Source organism: Gordonia amarae NBRC 15530 (genome assembly GCF_000241345.1).
GTDB lineage: Bacteria > Actinomycetota > Actinomycetes > Mycobacteriales > Mycobacteriaceae > Gordonia > Gordonia amarae.
This window is the reverse complement of sequence record NZ_BAED01000080.1, coordinates 86,652-103,157: the sequence shown is the minus strand read 5'-3', so window position 1 is coordinate 103,157 and position 16,506 is coordinate 86,652. Positions and strand designations below refer to the sequence as shown.

Genomic DNA, 16,506 nt, shown 5'->3' with positions numbered 1-16,506 from the left:
CCGGTGTGATCGATCGGCAGTTCGTCCAGACCCCACCACAGCCGGTTCACGACAGCAGCGTGAGGGAGGGTAACGCCCTTCGGCTTGCCGGTGGAACCCGAGGTGAACAGCGTGTAGATCGCCGCGTCGGGGCGGATCGATGCGCCGCGTTCGGCGTCGGTGATCGGTGTGGTGGTCAAGTCCGCCACGCCGTCGCAGGAGACGACGATGGTGCGGATATCTCCGGGCTGTCCGGCTTCGAGAGCGGAGGTTTCGGCGACCAGGAGGAGATCGACACCGGCGGTCTCCAGCATGTATTCGACACGGTCGGCGGGGGTGCCCAGACCGATCGGCACGTACTGGCCACCGGCCGCGACGATCGCGTGGATCGCGACGATGAGTTCCACCGACCGCGGAATGCACAGCGCCACCGCCGAATCCGGACCGACGCCGGACTCGATGAGCTCACGGGCAAGCGAGTTGACGCGTGCACCGAACTCCGCGTAGGAGACACTTCGCCCCTCGAACCACAGCGCGGGTGCGTCCGGGGTCGCCGCGACCTGCGCGGCTACGGCGTCAACGATCGAACCGGCCCGAATCGCGACCTCGGCACCCCACTCGCGGCCCTCGACCTCGGCGACGCCGGCGTCGTCGAGCAGGTCGATGTCGGCCACCGGCAGTGCGGGCGCGGTCGCGATGGCGCGCATGATCTGAGTCAGCGCATGGGCGAACACGGCGATCTGGTCGTCGCCGAACGCCGACGGCAGATACTTGAGCCGGACCAGAAGCCCGTCGGCCGACGGCGCCGTCACCATGTTCAGCGGGTAGTGCGTGGAATCGCTAGCCCGGACATCGGTGATCGACAGCCCGCCGGTGGCCGAGGTGTCCGCGGTGGCCAGCGAATCGGCGTTCACCGGGTAAGACTCGTGAATGGTCAGGGTGTCGAACCCGACCGGCTTGCCCGCTGCCGCCGCGATGGCCGGCAGGCTCAGATACTGGTGGTCGAGCACCGTGATCTTGTCGGCCTGGACCTTGCCGATCACCTCTCCGATGGAGACCGCAGGGTCGACGTCGACCACCGCGGGCAGGGTGTTGATGAACAGGCCCACCATGGTTTCGACACCGTCGAGGTCGGCGGGCCTGCCCGATACCGTCTCGCCGAAGGTCACGACCCGGTTTCCGGTGAGCCGGGACACCAGCACCGCCCAGGCCACCTGGACGACCGTCGCCAGAGTGGAACCATGTTCTCGTGCAACCGATTCCAGCAGGGAGGTGGTCTCGGGGTCGAGACGGGTCTCGTAGTCGCGGGGCAGCGCGTCGGCCTCCGGTACCTGGCCGGCGGCCACCATCGTCGCACCCTCGACAGGGGCGAGGACCTCCCGCCACGCGGCCAGTCCCTGTGCCCGGTCGCGACCGGTGATCATCGTCAGGTAGTCGCCGAAATCGCCTGTCGCGCCACCGGATGCCACCGAGGTGTACGGGGTGCCGGTCGCATACACCGCCAACACGTCGGCCAGGACAAGCGGTGCCGACCAGCCGTCGAGAATGAGGTGATGGTTGGTCACGACGAGTGTCGATGATGCACCGTGCCGGACGAGGACGAACCTCAGCAGCGGCGGTGTGGCCAGGTCGAACGGCCGCACGCGCTGCGCCGCGACGATCGACTCGATCCGTTCGGCGACAACATCCTCGGTGCCATGTTCATCGAGGTCGACAACGGTCCAAGGCAGTTCGGCGTCGGCTGCGACGGCGGCGACCACCGCACCGCTCGGGGCGGCGACGAACCGCGACCGCAGCACCCGATGGTGGTCGATGACCTTCTGGGCCGCTGCCCGCAGCCGATCGGCGTCGGCACCGGACAGCGTCAGAACCGCCTGTGCCACATACACATCCACTTGACCACTGTCGATGGCCAGCTGTGACTGGAAGTACAGACCGCCCTGCAGCGGCGACAGCGGCCACAGGTCGGCATCGGGGAAACGCGCTTCCAGATCGTCGACGTCGGCCTGGGTCAGTTCGGCCCCGGGAATGTCGGATGGACTGGAACCGACCTGTCCCCCGACGGATTCGACGTACTCGGCGACCTCTGCCAGATAGTCCTGCCAGTGGCCGGCGATCTCGCGGGCGGCCGCCTCGGAGAAGATCGTGGTCAGGTAGCCCAGGCTCGCGACAAGTTCGCGGCGGCCGTCGTGGGTGGCGATACCGGCGTCGAGCCGGATCGCGGATGTGGCGACCATACCGCCGGAGATCGTGCCCGGCAACGCATACGGCTCTTGTGCCGGCGCGAACGGAACCAGAGCGGCAGCCGACTCATTGTCGGCGCGGACACCGCGGTTGCCGCCGTAGTTGAACGACACCGCGGGCAGCCCACGGTCGGCGAAACGCTCACCGTGTGGGCCGAACAGTAAGGGGGTGAACGCGATTCCGTTCTCCGGCTCGGCGTGGAAGGCCTCTTTGGTCTGCTTGATCAGTGCGCGCGGCGACTCGTCGGCCAGGTCGAGGCCGACCGGGGCGAGCGCCGTGAACCAGCCGACGGTGCGGGCCAGGTCGGCGCCGGGCGCGATCTCCTCGGCCCGGCCGTGCCCCTCCAGCAGGATCGACAGTCGCCCGCAGTCGTGCCCGTGCGCGGCGGCCCAGCGATCGACGGCCACGGCGAGCGCGGCCACCATCGCCTCCGACGCGCCGGCACCGAATGCCTCCGGCACCGTGGTGAGCAGGCGTTCGGTGATGTCGGCGGATACGGTGACCGACACCTCACCCATGGCGCGTTCCCGGTCGGCGACGCGATCGAGGGTGCGCCCGAACCATTCCCGAGTGGTCGGCAATTGCTCACGCCAGTAGTCGATCTCGTCGTCGCGTTCGGCGCCGAGATCGGCGAGGACCTGCGACCATCTGCGGACCGAGGTGCCCTCCGCGTTGAGCGAGACCGCCTGTCCGGCCCAGATCTGCCCGGCGGCCACCACGAGATCGGCGATCACGGTTTGCCAGGACACGATGTCGACGACGGCGTGGTGAATCGCCAGCACGAGACGGCCGTCGGAACCGTCGGCGGGCAGCACGCCCGCAGCCGCGACCATCGCGCCTCGGGTGGGATCGAGCCGGCCGATGGCCTCGGCGTGTGCCTGCTCGACGGCCGCGGTGAAGGCATCGGTGCCGGGAGCGGCTGCCACCGAATGCATCGTGACCGCCTGCGCGGCGTCGAATTCAGTCGCACCCGCGGTCATCGACCAGGTGTCGCCGGACACGGTGAGGGTGGCGGTGAGCATCGGATGGTTGGCGACCATCGCCGTGAGCACCGCACCGATTCCGTTCACGCCGCTGCCGGCCGGCAGTGCCAGCACCTGCGACTGCGAGAAATCAGCGAAATCTTCTGCAGTGTCACTTCTTTCGAGCATCCACCGGACCATCGGCGGGAGGGTGACCTCGCCGCCGGGTCCGCCGGGCAGCTCGTCGAGGACCACCGATTCGCGTTCGCCCACCGCATGAGCCAGTGCGCGAACGGTTTTCAGTTCGAAGATGTCGCGGGGCCGCAGTTCGTAGCCGGCGGCGCGCAACGCCGAGGACAACTGGATCGACATGATCGAGTCGCCGCCGAGGGCGAAGAACGAGTCGGTGGCACCGACCTGATCGTGGCCGACAAATCCGGCGATGATCGCGGCGATGGTCCGCTCGACCTCGCCCTCGGGTGCTACATATCCGGCCTCCACCAGCGCGGACGGCGCGGGGAGCGCAGCCCTGTCGAGTTTGCCGCCCGGTGTCAGCGGCATCGCATCGAGGGCGATCAGCTGCGCGGGCACCATATGCGCCGGCAACGTGGACGCTGCGGCGGACAGCACCGCGTCGACATCGGCGCCGTCGGGCGCCACCACATAGCCGACGAGGCGGGTGCGGCCGGAGGCGGCATCGTCGACACCGAGCACCAGCGCCTGGGTGATGCCCGGCTGGTCGGTGAGCACCGCCTCGATCTCGCCGAGTTCGATGCGCTGGCCACTCACCTTGACCTGGTGGTCGGCACGGCCCGCGTACTCCAGGTCGCCGGAGGCGTTGACCCGCACCAGGTCGCCGGTGGCGTACATCCGCGCTCCGGGTGCGTCGAACGGGTCCGCGACGAACGAGGTGACGGTGGCGGCGGGCTTGTTCAGGTAGCCGCGCGCCAGGGCGGGCGCCGACAGGTACAGCTCACCCACCACGCCCTGCGGGACCTGGTGCAGGCGGGTGTCGAGGACGTAGGTGGTGAATCCGACGATGCCGCGGCCGATGGTGACCGGTTTGCCCGGCAGCAGGCGCGCGCGTGTGGCCCACACGGTGGCCTCGGCGGGACCGTAGACGTTGAAGATGCGGCGGCCGCGGGCGGCCCAGCGTTCGACCACCTCCGGTGGGCAGGCCTCACCGCCGATGGCGAGGTGTTCGACCGTCTCGCCGAAGTCGGGGTCGACGGTGGCGAGCACCGTCGGGGTGATGATGACGTCGGTGACCTCGTGGTTCTCGATGACCTCCCCGAGGGCGTCGCCGGCGTAGTCGGCCTGCGGCGCGACGACCAGGGTGTGTCCGGCCAGGACGGCGGCGGCCATCTCGACGACGATCGGGTCGAAGCTCGCTGAGGCCAGGTGCAGGATACGGGTATCCGGGTTGTCCTCACGCGGCCCGGTGACCTGAGCGAAGGTCTCCATCAGGTCGGCGATACCGGCATGGGTGACGCTCACACCCTTGGGACGGCCGGTGGAGCCCGAGGTGTAGGTGAGATAGGCGAGGTTGCCGAGCCGGACCGGTCCGTTCAGCTCACCGGGTGTCAGCGGATCGCCGGACAGGCTCTCGTCGTCGAGATCGTCCAGGCGCAGCCACTCGCGGTGGTCACCGCCGAGACGCTCGCGGGTGGCCCCGTCGGTGATGCCGATCTCGACGGCCGAATCGTCGAGCATGTACTCGATGCGGTCGAGAGGATAGGACGGGTCGATGGGCAGGAAGGCCGCCCCCGATTTGGCGATACCCCACACGGCGATCACCGACTCGGCGGACCGGTCGAGGGCCACGGCCACCACGCTCTCGGCCCCCGCGCCGCGGGCGATGAGTGCCCGCGCGATCCTGTTGGTGACGGCCTCGAACTCGGCGTAGTTGAGCTCGGTGTCACCGCAGATTACCGCGGGATGGTCGAGGTCCAGATCGCGTCGCGCGAGTAGATCGATCAGCGTGCCGGCTTCGACGAGACCGGGGTTGCCGCTGGTCGGATCGTTCGTGGTCGCCATTGTGTGTGGCACTCCTTCGCCCATGTTCACTGGTCTCGCTGTCCCCCCGTAGCCCGATCGTGATGACGATGTGGGCCGCGGTTCCGGCTGTTGGTCCATTGTGTCTGTGGCACCGAAAGGAATATCGTTCAGGCCGCAACACGCGTTAGGGCGGTCGACCATTCGGTCGACCGCCGTCGGTCACTGTTTTCGGGGCTTCAGCGGGTCATCGATCCATTATGTCAAGATCTCCGGACGGGTTGAGCATCCCGCGCACTCCGGTGGCGTACATCCGCTGCCCGTCACCCGCCGGATCTGCGACGAAGCGCACCGCGGTGTCGCCCGAACGGCCGAACAGGCCCTGGGCCAGAGCCACCCCCGACACGTACACGTCGCCGGCCTGACCCGGTCCCGCCTCGGCGAGCCTGTCGTCGAGCACCCGCACCGTCATCCCGCCGATCGCCTTGCCGGCGGTGACGGGCTTCTTGCGCGCCACCCGGCCCCGGGTGACCCAGCCAGACGCCCCGGCCGGGCCGAACGCGGTGAAGATGCGGCGGCCCCGTGCCCACCACTGCGCGACCAGATCGTCGGCGCAGCGGCCACCTGTGACCACGATGTTGCGGACCGTGTCCGCCGCGGCCGGGTCAACCGCGGCCAGCACCGACGGCGACCACCACACGTCGGTGACCTCACCGGCGGTCAATGCCCGCTCCAGCTCGCCCGTCTCTCCCGAGTCCGCCACGACCAGGGTGTGACCCGAGACGACCCCGGCGATCATGGACACCCAGACGCTCACCGAGTGGGCGTCGGGAGTCACGAGCACCCGGGTGTCGGGGTCGGTTGCCCGCGAGCCGGTCAGGCCCAGACATTCGGCCGCCACCTGCGCCACACCCTGATGGGTCAGGACCATCGGCGTCCCCCCTGATTCCGGGCCGGCGTCGGACACCAGCGCCACCGCGTCGGCCAGACGCACCGAGCGGCGGAACTCGGCCGTGCCGACCGGTGTATCCGGGACGGCACTGTCGGTGACGTCGGCCCACGAGACCGCCGTCACCGCGTCCCCCACCGGGCGGTCGGTGATGGCGAAGACGGTGCCCGTCCCGCCCGCAACAGGGTCGAGGACAGGGTCGAGGGCAGCAGCATCGAGGGCAGCGGCCGCGACGGCCGCACCCGTCTTGACCACACCCCACCAGCCGAGCACCCCGTCGACCGGGCCGGCGGCGTCCACCACGACCACATCACCGGCGCCCGCGCCGCGCCCGATGAGGACACGGGCGATGCGGTCGGTGCGGCGCTCGAACGTCGCGTAGTCGAGTACCGTGTCGCCGGCCAGGATTGCCGGATGGGCCGGGTCGAGGTCGCGTCCGCCGAGCAGATCGACGAGCGTGCCGGGTTCGACGCTCGCGTCGCCTACACCGGCGGGGTTTGCGGGGGCGGGCCCGGCCGGTGTGGCCGAGGTGGTGACGATGTCGATGTCACCGACCGCCTTGTCGGAGCCGGACACGATCGCGGTGAGCACCCGCAGCCATACCGCGGCCAGCCGCTCGATCGTCGACTGGTCGAACAGTGCGGTGGCATAGGTGAATTCGACACGGGTATGGCCGGCGGATTCCACCACGCTCACCATCAGGTCGACCTTGGCGTCCGCCGAGTCGATGACGATGGGCTCGATATCGGCGTCGCCGAGTCCGGTGGCCCCCAGATCCACCTCACCCACCGTGTGTGTGAGCGACACCTGCGCCAGCGGCGCGTATGCGGTGGACCGTTGCGGCGCGAACCGCTCCACCAGCTGTTCGAACAGAACGTCGGCGTGCCCGAACGCCTCCAGGTCGGTACGCCGCACCTCGTCGAGGACATCGGTGACCGACGCCGCCGGGTCGATGCGGGTGCGCAGCACCAGGGTGTTGACGAACATGCCGACGAGCCGTTCCAGTGGGCCGTCTGTGCGCCCGTCGATCGGCGAGGCGATCACCACATCGGCGGTGGCCGCCATCCGGGACACCGTGATCGCCAGCGCCGCGTGGAACACCATGAACGAGGTGACCTTATTCTCGCCCGCGCAGCGGGCCACGGCGATGGCGATATCGTCGGGCAGCGCCGTGCGGACCACGCCGCCGGCGGGGTCGGCGACGGCGGGCCGGGGCCGGTCCATGGGGAGGTCGGTGACCGCGGGCAGCCCGTCGAGCTGCCCGGCCCAGTACGCCAGTTCCCTGGCCATGACACTGCCCGGGTCACCGGCATCGCCGAGGGCCCGCTGCTGCCACATGCTGTAGTCGGCGTACTGCACCGGCAACGGTTCCCACAGCGGGGCGGTGCCGGCGGCCCGTGCCGCGTAGGCGGTGGTCAGATCGGCGATGAACACACGCGCCGACTCTCCGTCGAAGGCAATGTGGTGGGCGACGAACAGCACCTCGGTGACGCCTGTCGCGGCATCCTGCCACACCCGCACCCGCACAGGCAGGTCAGTGGTGACGTCGAAGCCTTCCTGGGCCGCCGCCGGCACCTCGTCACGGCCGGCGCAGATCCGCCAATCGAGCAGCTCCGGCACCCGCGCGGCATCGACGACGTGCTGGTACGGACCGTCGGCGTCGGACAGGTAGCGGGTACGCAGCACCTCGTGCCGGCCGATGGTGTCGATGACGGCACCGCGCAGCGCGTCGAGGTCGATCCGGCCCCGCAGCCGTACCGGCAGTGGAATGTTGTAGGCGGCCGAGGCGGGATCGAACTGGTTCACGAACCACATCCGGCGCTGGACATGCGACAGGGGAACCCGCTCCGGGCGCGGCACGAGGGCCGTCAGCGGCGGCAATTGCGGAGAGTTCCCCGCGGTCGCGGCGATCAGCGAGCGCACCGTGGGAGCCTCGAAGACATCGCGCACCGACACCCGCACCCCGAGCGCGGCCCCGGCCCGCGACGCCACCCGCATGGCCAGGAGCGAATTCCCGCCCGCGTCGAAGAACGACGTGGTCACGCCGAACGTGTCGAGGCCGGTGACGTCGGCGAAGATCCGCGCGATCGCCGATTCGGTCTCCGTGGCGGGTGCGACGTACTCGTCGGTCGAGGTCCCGAAGTCCGGACGCGGCAACGCGGCCCGGTCCGTCTTTCCGGCCGCGTTAATGGGCCACTCATCGAGCGGCAACCATACGCCGGGCACCATGAAATCCGGAAGCAGCTCCACCACATGCGATTTCACAAACTCGACGTCAATCGTGGCCGGCGTCAGATAACCGACCAGGTGCTGGGCTCCCGAGTCGGCCCGCACCACGGCGGCAGCGGCGTGCACCACACCCGGGACACCCGACAGCACCGTCTCGATCTCCCCGAGTTCGATACGCTGCCCGCGCAGCTTGACCTGGAAGTCACGTCGGCCCAGATACTCGATGTCACCCGAATCATTCAGGCGGACAACATCTCCGGTCCGATAGAGCCGGCCACCCACGGCGAACGGGTCGGCCACGAAACGCTCGGCCGTCATGCGCTGCGCGCGGGCATAACCGCGCGCCGTCTGCACACCCCCGAGATAGAGCTCGCCGGACACCCCCGCCGGCACGGGATGCAGACGGGTATCGAGCACGTACGCCCGCACCCCCGGCACCGGCCGGCCGATGGTCACCCGGCCGTCGGCCGGATCGAACACCGAGATCGTGGAATAGATGGTGGTTTCCGTGGGCCCGTACTGATTGTGGACGCTGACCGCCCAGTCCTCGGTGACCTCGGCGGCCACCGACGGCGGCAGTGCCTCACCACCGGCCGCCACCTTGGTCAGGGTTCTCGCCCAGGAGTTGTCCTCCCCGAGCGTCTCGGCCATCATCGCGAGCATCGACGGCACGACGATCATCGCTGTCACCCCGAACCGCGCGACAGCGGTGGCGAGCGCCCGCGGGTCGCGGTGTTCGCCGGGTTCGAGAAGCACCAGCGGTGTTCCGTCGACGATCGGGCGCACAAACTCCAGCACCGCCGGGTCGAAGGTGTATTCCAGCACCTGGAGGAACACATCGCCTGGACCGAATCCGTAATGCGCACGGTCGGCGTAGATCTCGGCGATCAGCGCGCGATGGCTCACCGTCACGCCCTTGGGCCGGCCGGTGGAGCCGGAGGTGAACATCGTGTAGGCGGCATTGTCCGGGCGCAGCGGGGCGAGCCGGTCGGCGTCGGTCACCGGTGCGATGGCCGGCGCGACATCGCCGCAGCAGTCGACGACGATCACCTGGGCGTCGCCGGTGCCGGCATCTCCGGATGCGGCGAGTACCACCGCCGCCCCGGCGGTGGCCAGGATGTACCCGACGCGATCCTCCGGCGCGTCCGGGGCGATGGGCACGAACTGTCCGCCCGCCACCCACACCGCGTGCAGCGCCACCACCATCTCCAGCGAGCGGCCGAACCGGATGCCGACCGCGGTATCGGGGCCGACCCCGGCCGAGATGAGTTCGCGCGCCAGAACATTCACGCGGGCACCCAATTCGGCGTAGGTGACCTCACGGTCTCCCGCCCACACCGCCACCTTGTCCGGCGCCGATGCGACGCCCCGGGCGAACAACTCGGCCACCGAGTCCGCCCCGCCGGCCACCTCACCCCCGGACGCGGCGTCGAGAAGCTTCCGCTCGTCCGTCACCGACATCAGTTCCGCATCGCCGACCGCCATCGCGGGGTCGGTGGTCAGGCCCTCGAGGAGCCGGACGAGCCGCGCGGCGAAGGCGGTCATCGTGGTGTCGTCGAACAGGTCGGTCGCATAGGTGATCGCGCCGGTCCAGTCGGTCCCGTCCCCGGCCGGTGACAGCATCACCTCGACGTCGAGTTTCGCCGGGGTCGTCGGCGCCTCCAGCGGCTCCACCCGCACCCCCGCCACCGACAGCCCAGCCGCGATCCCCGCCTGTGGGTCGAACGACAGCGACACCTGCGCCAGCGGCGAGAATGCCTCGCTGCGGACCGGGTCGAGCGCCTCCACCACCGTCTCGAACGGCACGTCGGCGGTGGCATAGGCGTCGAGGTCCGCGGCCCGGACCTGGTGCAGCAGTTCGGTGAACGACATGCTCTGGCGGATCGGTGTGCGCAGCACGAGCGTGTTGACGAACATGCCAACGAGCGGATCGAGCACCTGCTGACCACGCCCGGCCACAGGTGTCGCGATCGCGATGTCGTCCGTGGCGCTCAGCCGGGACAGCAGCACAGCGAGCGCCGCGTGCACGACCATGAACGGGGTGACCCCGTGGCGGCGTGCCGTGTCGCCGATCTCGGCGCCCACCGCGGCCGGGAGGGTGAACCCGACCCGAGCACCGCGGTGCGAGGCGACAACGGGACGGGGCCGGGCGCCGGCGATGTCGAGGACCTCGGGGAGGCCGGCTAGCCGGTCACGCCAGTGCTCAAGCTGGCGTGCCACCACCGAGTCGGGCGCCGCCATCCGCCCGGCACGCTGCTCGGGGCTGCCGAGAACGTCGTGCTGCCACAGCGCGTAGTCGGCGAACTGCACCTCCAGCGGCGCCCATGACGGCGCCGCCCCACCGCTGCGGGCGGCGAAGGCGGCAACCACGTCGGCCACCAGCGGGGGCATCGACTCGCCGTCGACGGCTATGTGATGGGCGACGACGGCGAGCAGGAAGTCGCCGGGAGCCTGCTCGTACAGCCGGACCCGCAACGGCCATCCGGCAGTGACGTCGAACCCGGAGGACACGGCGGCCACGATGTCGGCCTCGGAGCCGACGACCCGCCAGATGTCACGTCGGTCGAACTCGTCGATCGCCCCGATCAGCTGTCGCGGTTCGCCGTCGACCGCGGGGAAAGAGGTGCGCAGTACCTCGTGGCGGGTCACCACGTCGCGGACGGCCTCGCGCAGGGCGGTGGCGTCGACCGGGCCGGTCAGCCGCAGCACCGCCGGCACGTTGTAGGTGGCCTCGGCCGGGTCGAACTGGTTGATGAACCACAACCTGGCCTGCGCGAACGACAGCGGGATGACCTCCGGGCGCGGGCCGGCCGTGATCGGCGGGAGCGCCCGCGCATGCCCGGCCACCTCGGCAACCAGCTCACGGACCGTGTTGGCGGAGAACACATCCCGCACCGACACCGCGGTCCCGAGGACATCGCCGGTCCGCGCCGCCAGCCGCATCGCGGCCAGCGAGTTGCCGCCCAGATCGAAGAACGAGGCGGTGACACTCACGCGTTCGGCACCGAGGACGTCGGCGAATACCTGCGCGACGAGGGCCTCCTCGTCGGAACCGGGTTCGGTGAAGTCGTCGCCGGCATCGGCGAACCCGGGCGCCGGCAACAGTTTCCGGTCGAGCTTGCCCGAGACACTCAGCGGGACCTCGGCCAAACCCACCCAGACAGACGGAACCATGTACGCCGGCAGTCGTTGCGCCGCGAACGCCGAGACCGCGGCCGTGTCGGCGCCGGCCGGGGCGAGGTACCCGGCGAGCACCTGATCTCCCGACGGCGTCGTGACGACGGCGGCGGCGGCATGCACCACACCGGGTGCGGCGGCCAGGACTGCCTCGACCTCACCGAGCTCTAGTCGCTGCCCTCGCAGCTTGACCTGAAAATCGGTGCGGCCCAGGTACTCCAGGCTTCCGGAGGCCGTCCAGCGCACCAGGTCGCCGGTTCGGTACAGGCGCCCGCCGTCGGGGCCCAGCGGATCGGCGACGAAACGCTCGGCCGTCAGGTCCGGGCGCGCGGCGTAACCCCGGGCCAGCTGCACGCCACCGAGATACAGTTCACCGATGACCCCCGCGGGCACCGGGTGCAGCCGTTCGTCGAGCACGAGCGTGGTGGTGTTGGGCACCGGTGTACCGATCGGGATCACCTCGTCGCCGGCGTGTACCTCGTGGGCGGTCACGTCGACGGCGGCCTCCGTGGGTCCATACAGGTTGACCAGCCGGACCGACCCGAGCGCGGACAGCAACGCACGCGAGGACGGCACCCCAAGAGCCTCACCTGAGGTGAAGACGACCCGCAGCGATGTCAGTGCCGCGAGCCGATCCGTACCCAGCACGTCGGTGAATGCCGCCAGCATCGACGGCACGAAGTGCACGACCGTCACCCGCTGGTCGCACACCAGCGCATCGAGGTAGTCGGCGTCGCCGTGCCTACCCGCTTCCGCGATGACAAGTGGGGCGCCGATCATGGGCGGCAGGAACAGCTCCCACACCGACACGTCGAAGGTGGCCGGCGTCTTCTGCACGAACACGTCGAGGGCGGACAGGCCGTACCGCGCGCGCATCCACTCCAGCCGGTTGCGCAGCGCCCGATGCGACACGGTGACACCCTTCGGGCGGCCCGTCGATCCCGAGGTGAACAGGGTGTATGCCGCGTGGTGCGGCAACAGCGGCGCAGTGCGCTCGGCATCGGTCACCGGCGCCACCGGAACCGGATCCACCGCCCCTGTGCAATCGACGAGAACGATGTCGACGTCCTCCGGCAGCGCCGCGACATCGGTACCGGCCACCAGAACGACGGTCGCTCCGGCGGTCCGCAGCATGTAGTCGACCCGGTCCGCGGGCGCGTCGGCGGCAACCGGCACGTACTGACCACCGGCGGCGAGCACCGCGTGGACGGCGACGAGCAGTTCGACGCTGCGGTCGATCATCACGCCGACCGCGCTGTCGGGCCCCACTCCTAGCGAGATCAGTTCCCGTGCAAGCGTATTGACGCGTAAACCGAATTCTGCGTACGTGAGGTCACGGTCGCCGGCGCGGAGTGCCGAACTCTCCGGCGAGGAGATCGACCGGGCCCCGATCACATCGACGACGGTACCCGGAGGCACCGGGAGCACCTGCCCTTGAGCGGCCTCCAGCACCACAGACCGCTCGGCCGCGTCAACGAAGCCCGCCTCGCCCACCGGCATGGCCGGGTCGGCGGTGAGTGCGTCCAGGAGCGCGACGAAGCGCCGCAGCATCGTCGCGGCGGTCGGCTCGGCGAACAGGTCGGTGGCGTAGGTGAGCGCCAGCGACCAGGACTCGCCCGGGGCCGCGGTGGACACGATCACCGACAGATCCAGCTGCGCCGGGATCTCGGGCAAGTCGACCGGGGTGAAGCCAAGGCCGCCCACCGCCACGTCGGCACCGGCCGCCGAGGCTGCCGGATCGAACGACAGCAGCACCTGGGCAAGCGGTGAGAATGCTTCGGAGCGAACCGGATCCAGCGCCTCCACGACCGATTCGAACGGGGCCTCGGAGTGGCCGAACGCGTCGAGGTCGGTGCCGCGCACCAGACGCAGGAAGTCGGTGAACGCCTGACCCGGATCGGTCGGGGTGCGCAGCACCAGGGTGTTGACGAACATGCCGACAAGCGGCTCGAGCACCGCCTGGCCGCGCCCGGCGATCGGGGTGGCCACAGCGATGTCCCGCGTCCCACTGAGCCTGGCCAGCAGGACTGCGAGCGCCGCATGCACCACCATGAACGGGGTTGCGCCATGCGTCCGCGCCACCTCAAGAATCCGGGCAGCGACAGCGGTGGGCACCTCGGTGTGCACCTGGGCGCCGCGATAGCCGGCGACCTTGGGCCGGGGATGGTCCGCCGGCAGGTTCAGCACATCCGGCAGCCCCGCCAGTTGTCGACGCCAATAGGCCAATTGGCGGCCGACCACCGAGCCGGGATCATCCACGGCCCCGAGCGCCGCATGCTGCCAGAGCGCGAAGTCGGCGTACTGCACGGCCAGCGGTGCGAAATCTGGTGCCCGGCCGTCGATCCGGGCGGCATAGGAGCTCAGGAGATCACTCACCAGCGGCAGGACGGATTCACCGTCGACGCCGATGTGATGGCCGACCACGGCGAGCAGGTGCTGCGCGGAATCCTCCGGGTCCGGCGAAAGACACACGCGCAGCGGCCAATCCGAGGTCACATCAAAGCCCGCGGAGATGGTGCCGAACAATTCCTCACTCGAGGCGCTCACGCGCCACACGCCTCTGTCGGGGAGTTCGCCCACGCCGCCGACGAACTGGAACGGTTCGCCGTCCGGCGCGGGGAAAGAGGTGCGCAGGATCTCGTGCCGCGACACCAGATCACCGACCGCCAGCCGCAGTGCGTCGGCATCCAGCGGCCCGGCCACCCGCAGCACCACGGGAATGTTGTAGGCGGGGGAGGCCGGGTCGAGCTGATTGATGAACCACATCCGGGCCTGGGCGAACGAGAGCGGCACGCGGGCAGGCCGCGGATCCGCCACCACCACCGCACCCAGGCCCGCGTCGGCATCCGCCACACGCTCGGCGAAGCCGCGCACGGTGGGCGCTTCGAACAGGTCACGCAGGTTGAGGTCGACGCCCAGCTCGTCACAGACGCGGGCGACGATGCGCGCCGCGAGCAGCGAGTTGCCGCCCACGTCGAACACCGACTCGATGACGCTGATCCGCTCCAGACCGAGCACCTCGGCGAAGATCTTCGCGAGCGTGGACTCCGCATCGGTCTCGGGTGCGACGAACTCGACCGCGGACACCAGCACGGGTGCGGGCAGCGCCCGGCGGTCGAGTTTGCCGTTCACGTTCAGTGGGAGCTGCTCGATCACCATGATCACGTCGGGCACCATGTACTCGGGAACCTTGCCCGCGACAGCACGTTTGATGTCCGCGGTGACGAGTTCGCCGGCACCGGAGCCCGCGGTGACATAGCCGACGAGCTGATCGGGGAAGCCCTCCCGTGAATGCACAGTGGCCGCCGCCGCGCTGACCCCGTCCGCCGCGAGCAGTGCCGCCTCGACCTCGCCGAGTTCGATGCGGAAGCCCCGCAATTTCACCTGATCGTCGGCGCGCCCGAGATACTCGATGCCGCCGTCGCGGATCAGCGCGACGTCGCCGGTCTGGTACATCCGGTCGCCGGTGCCGCCGAACGGGTCGGCGACGAACCGGCTGGCGGTCAGCTCGAACCTGTCGGCATACCCTCGAGCGAGCTGACCGCCTGCCAGATATAGATGTCCGGGCACCCCGGCGGGGACCTTGGCCAGCCGGGAGTCGAGCACGTAGGCCCGGACGCCGGGCAATGCGGCCCCGATGTCGCTGGCCGAGGTGGCCGCCACGAAGTCCGGGGTCAGCTCGCGGCGCGTGGAGTACACGGTGGCCTCGGTGGGCCCGTACATGTTGTTCAGTTGTGGCCCGGCGACGCCGTCGCAGCGCTCCCGGTCGGCGAACCAGCGGCGGACCTGTTCGAAATCGAGTGCCTCACCGGCCAGGATCATCGACCGCACCGATGCCGGGAACCGTCGGACGGACGGATCCCGCACGGCGTCGGCAAGCTGGTAGAAGGCCGACGGCGTCATATTGATCACCGTCACGCCCTCGGCGTCGAGCACCCGCACCAGATCCGACGGGGTGCGCGTGGTCAGGTAGTCCAGGACGACGAGCCTGCCACCCCAGCACAGCGACACCCAGACCTCGCTGACCGAGACGTCGAAGGCGTAGGAGGTGTACATCGCCCACACGTCCTCGGGCGTGTAGTCGTATTCGCGGCCTATCGCCGACAGCAGGTTGACCACGTCGGCATGGCTGATCACCACGCCCTTCGGCCGGCCCGTGGAGCCGGAGGTGTACATGACGTAGGCGGGATGGGCGCTGTCGATCGTCGCCGGCAGCGCGGCCAGGTGGTCGTCGGTGCCCAGTGCGCTCTGCGTGGCGACGGTGACGAGGGCGGCGCCGAGATCGGACCACTTCCCGATCGTCTCCTCGTCGGTCAGCACGAGGACCGGGTCCGCGTCGCCGACGACCATCCGCAGGCGGTCGAGCGGGTGGGTCTGGTCGAGCGGCAGATAGCCGGCTCCCGCCTTGACCACGGCCAACAGGGCGACGACCAGCTCGATACCGCGCGGCAACGCGACGCCGACCAGCCGCTCGGGGCCCGCGCCGGCGGCGAGCAGCCCGGCGGCGAGGGTGTCCGAGCGGTTGTCGAGGTCGGTGTAGGTGACTGTGTTCCCTTGCTCGTCGACGAGCGCGGTCCGGTCGCCGAAGCGTGCCGCGACCGACCGGAAGATGCCGGGCAACGAGGCGAGATCGGCGCTGCCCGCAAGATCGAGCGCGGTCGCCCGCAACGAGGCCAGCGTCTGTCTGGTCTGTGCGGCGACGGCCTCCGGGGACAGCCCGGCCACCGGCAGTGCGGTGGTGAGTGCGGCACCGACCGCGGCATCGGTGTCGATGCCCTGGGCCGCCAGCACCTTGGCTGTCACCGACAGTTGCGCGTTGAGCTGTGCGAACGTCACGGGTCCGGTGGTGCCGTCGACGGCAACCGCCTCGGGGCGAACGGCCGCGGCGAACGCGACCAGGTCCACCGTCGCCACCGCAGGGCCCCAGACACGGCTGAACGCGGCAGCAACCTCACCCAGACCCGTCACGCC

General features: G+C 70.0%; 1 protein-coding gene and 1 pseudogene. Both read right to left on the bottom strand.

Annotation, left to right across the window (positions count from 1 at the left end; translation table 11 throughout):
* Positions 1-5,180: pseudogene (locus GOAMR_RS23370) on the bottom strand (amino acid adenylation domain-containing protein); the annotation flags it as partial.
* A gap of 247 nt (positions 5,181-5,427) precedes the next feature.
* The gene (locus GOAMR_RS23365) at positions 5,428-16,503 is read right to left on the bottom strand and encodes a non-ribosomal peptide synthetase (protein WP_005193607.1); all 11,076 of its coding nucleotides are present in this window, start codon (positions 16,501-16,503) and stop codon (positions 5,428-5,430) included.
* Positions 16,504-16,506: the final 3 nt, after the last annotated feature.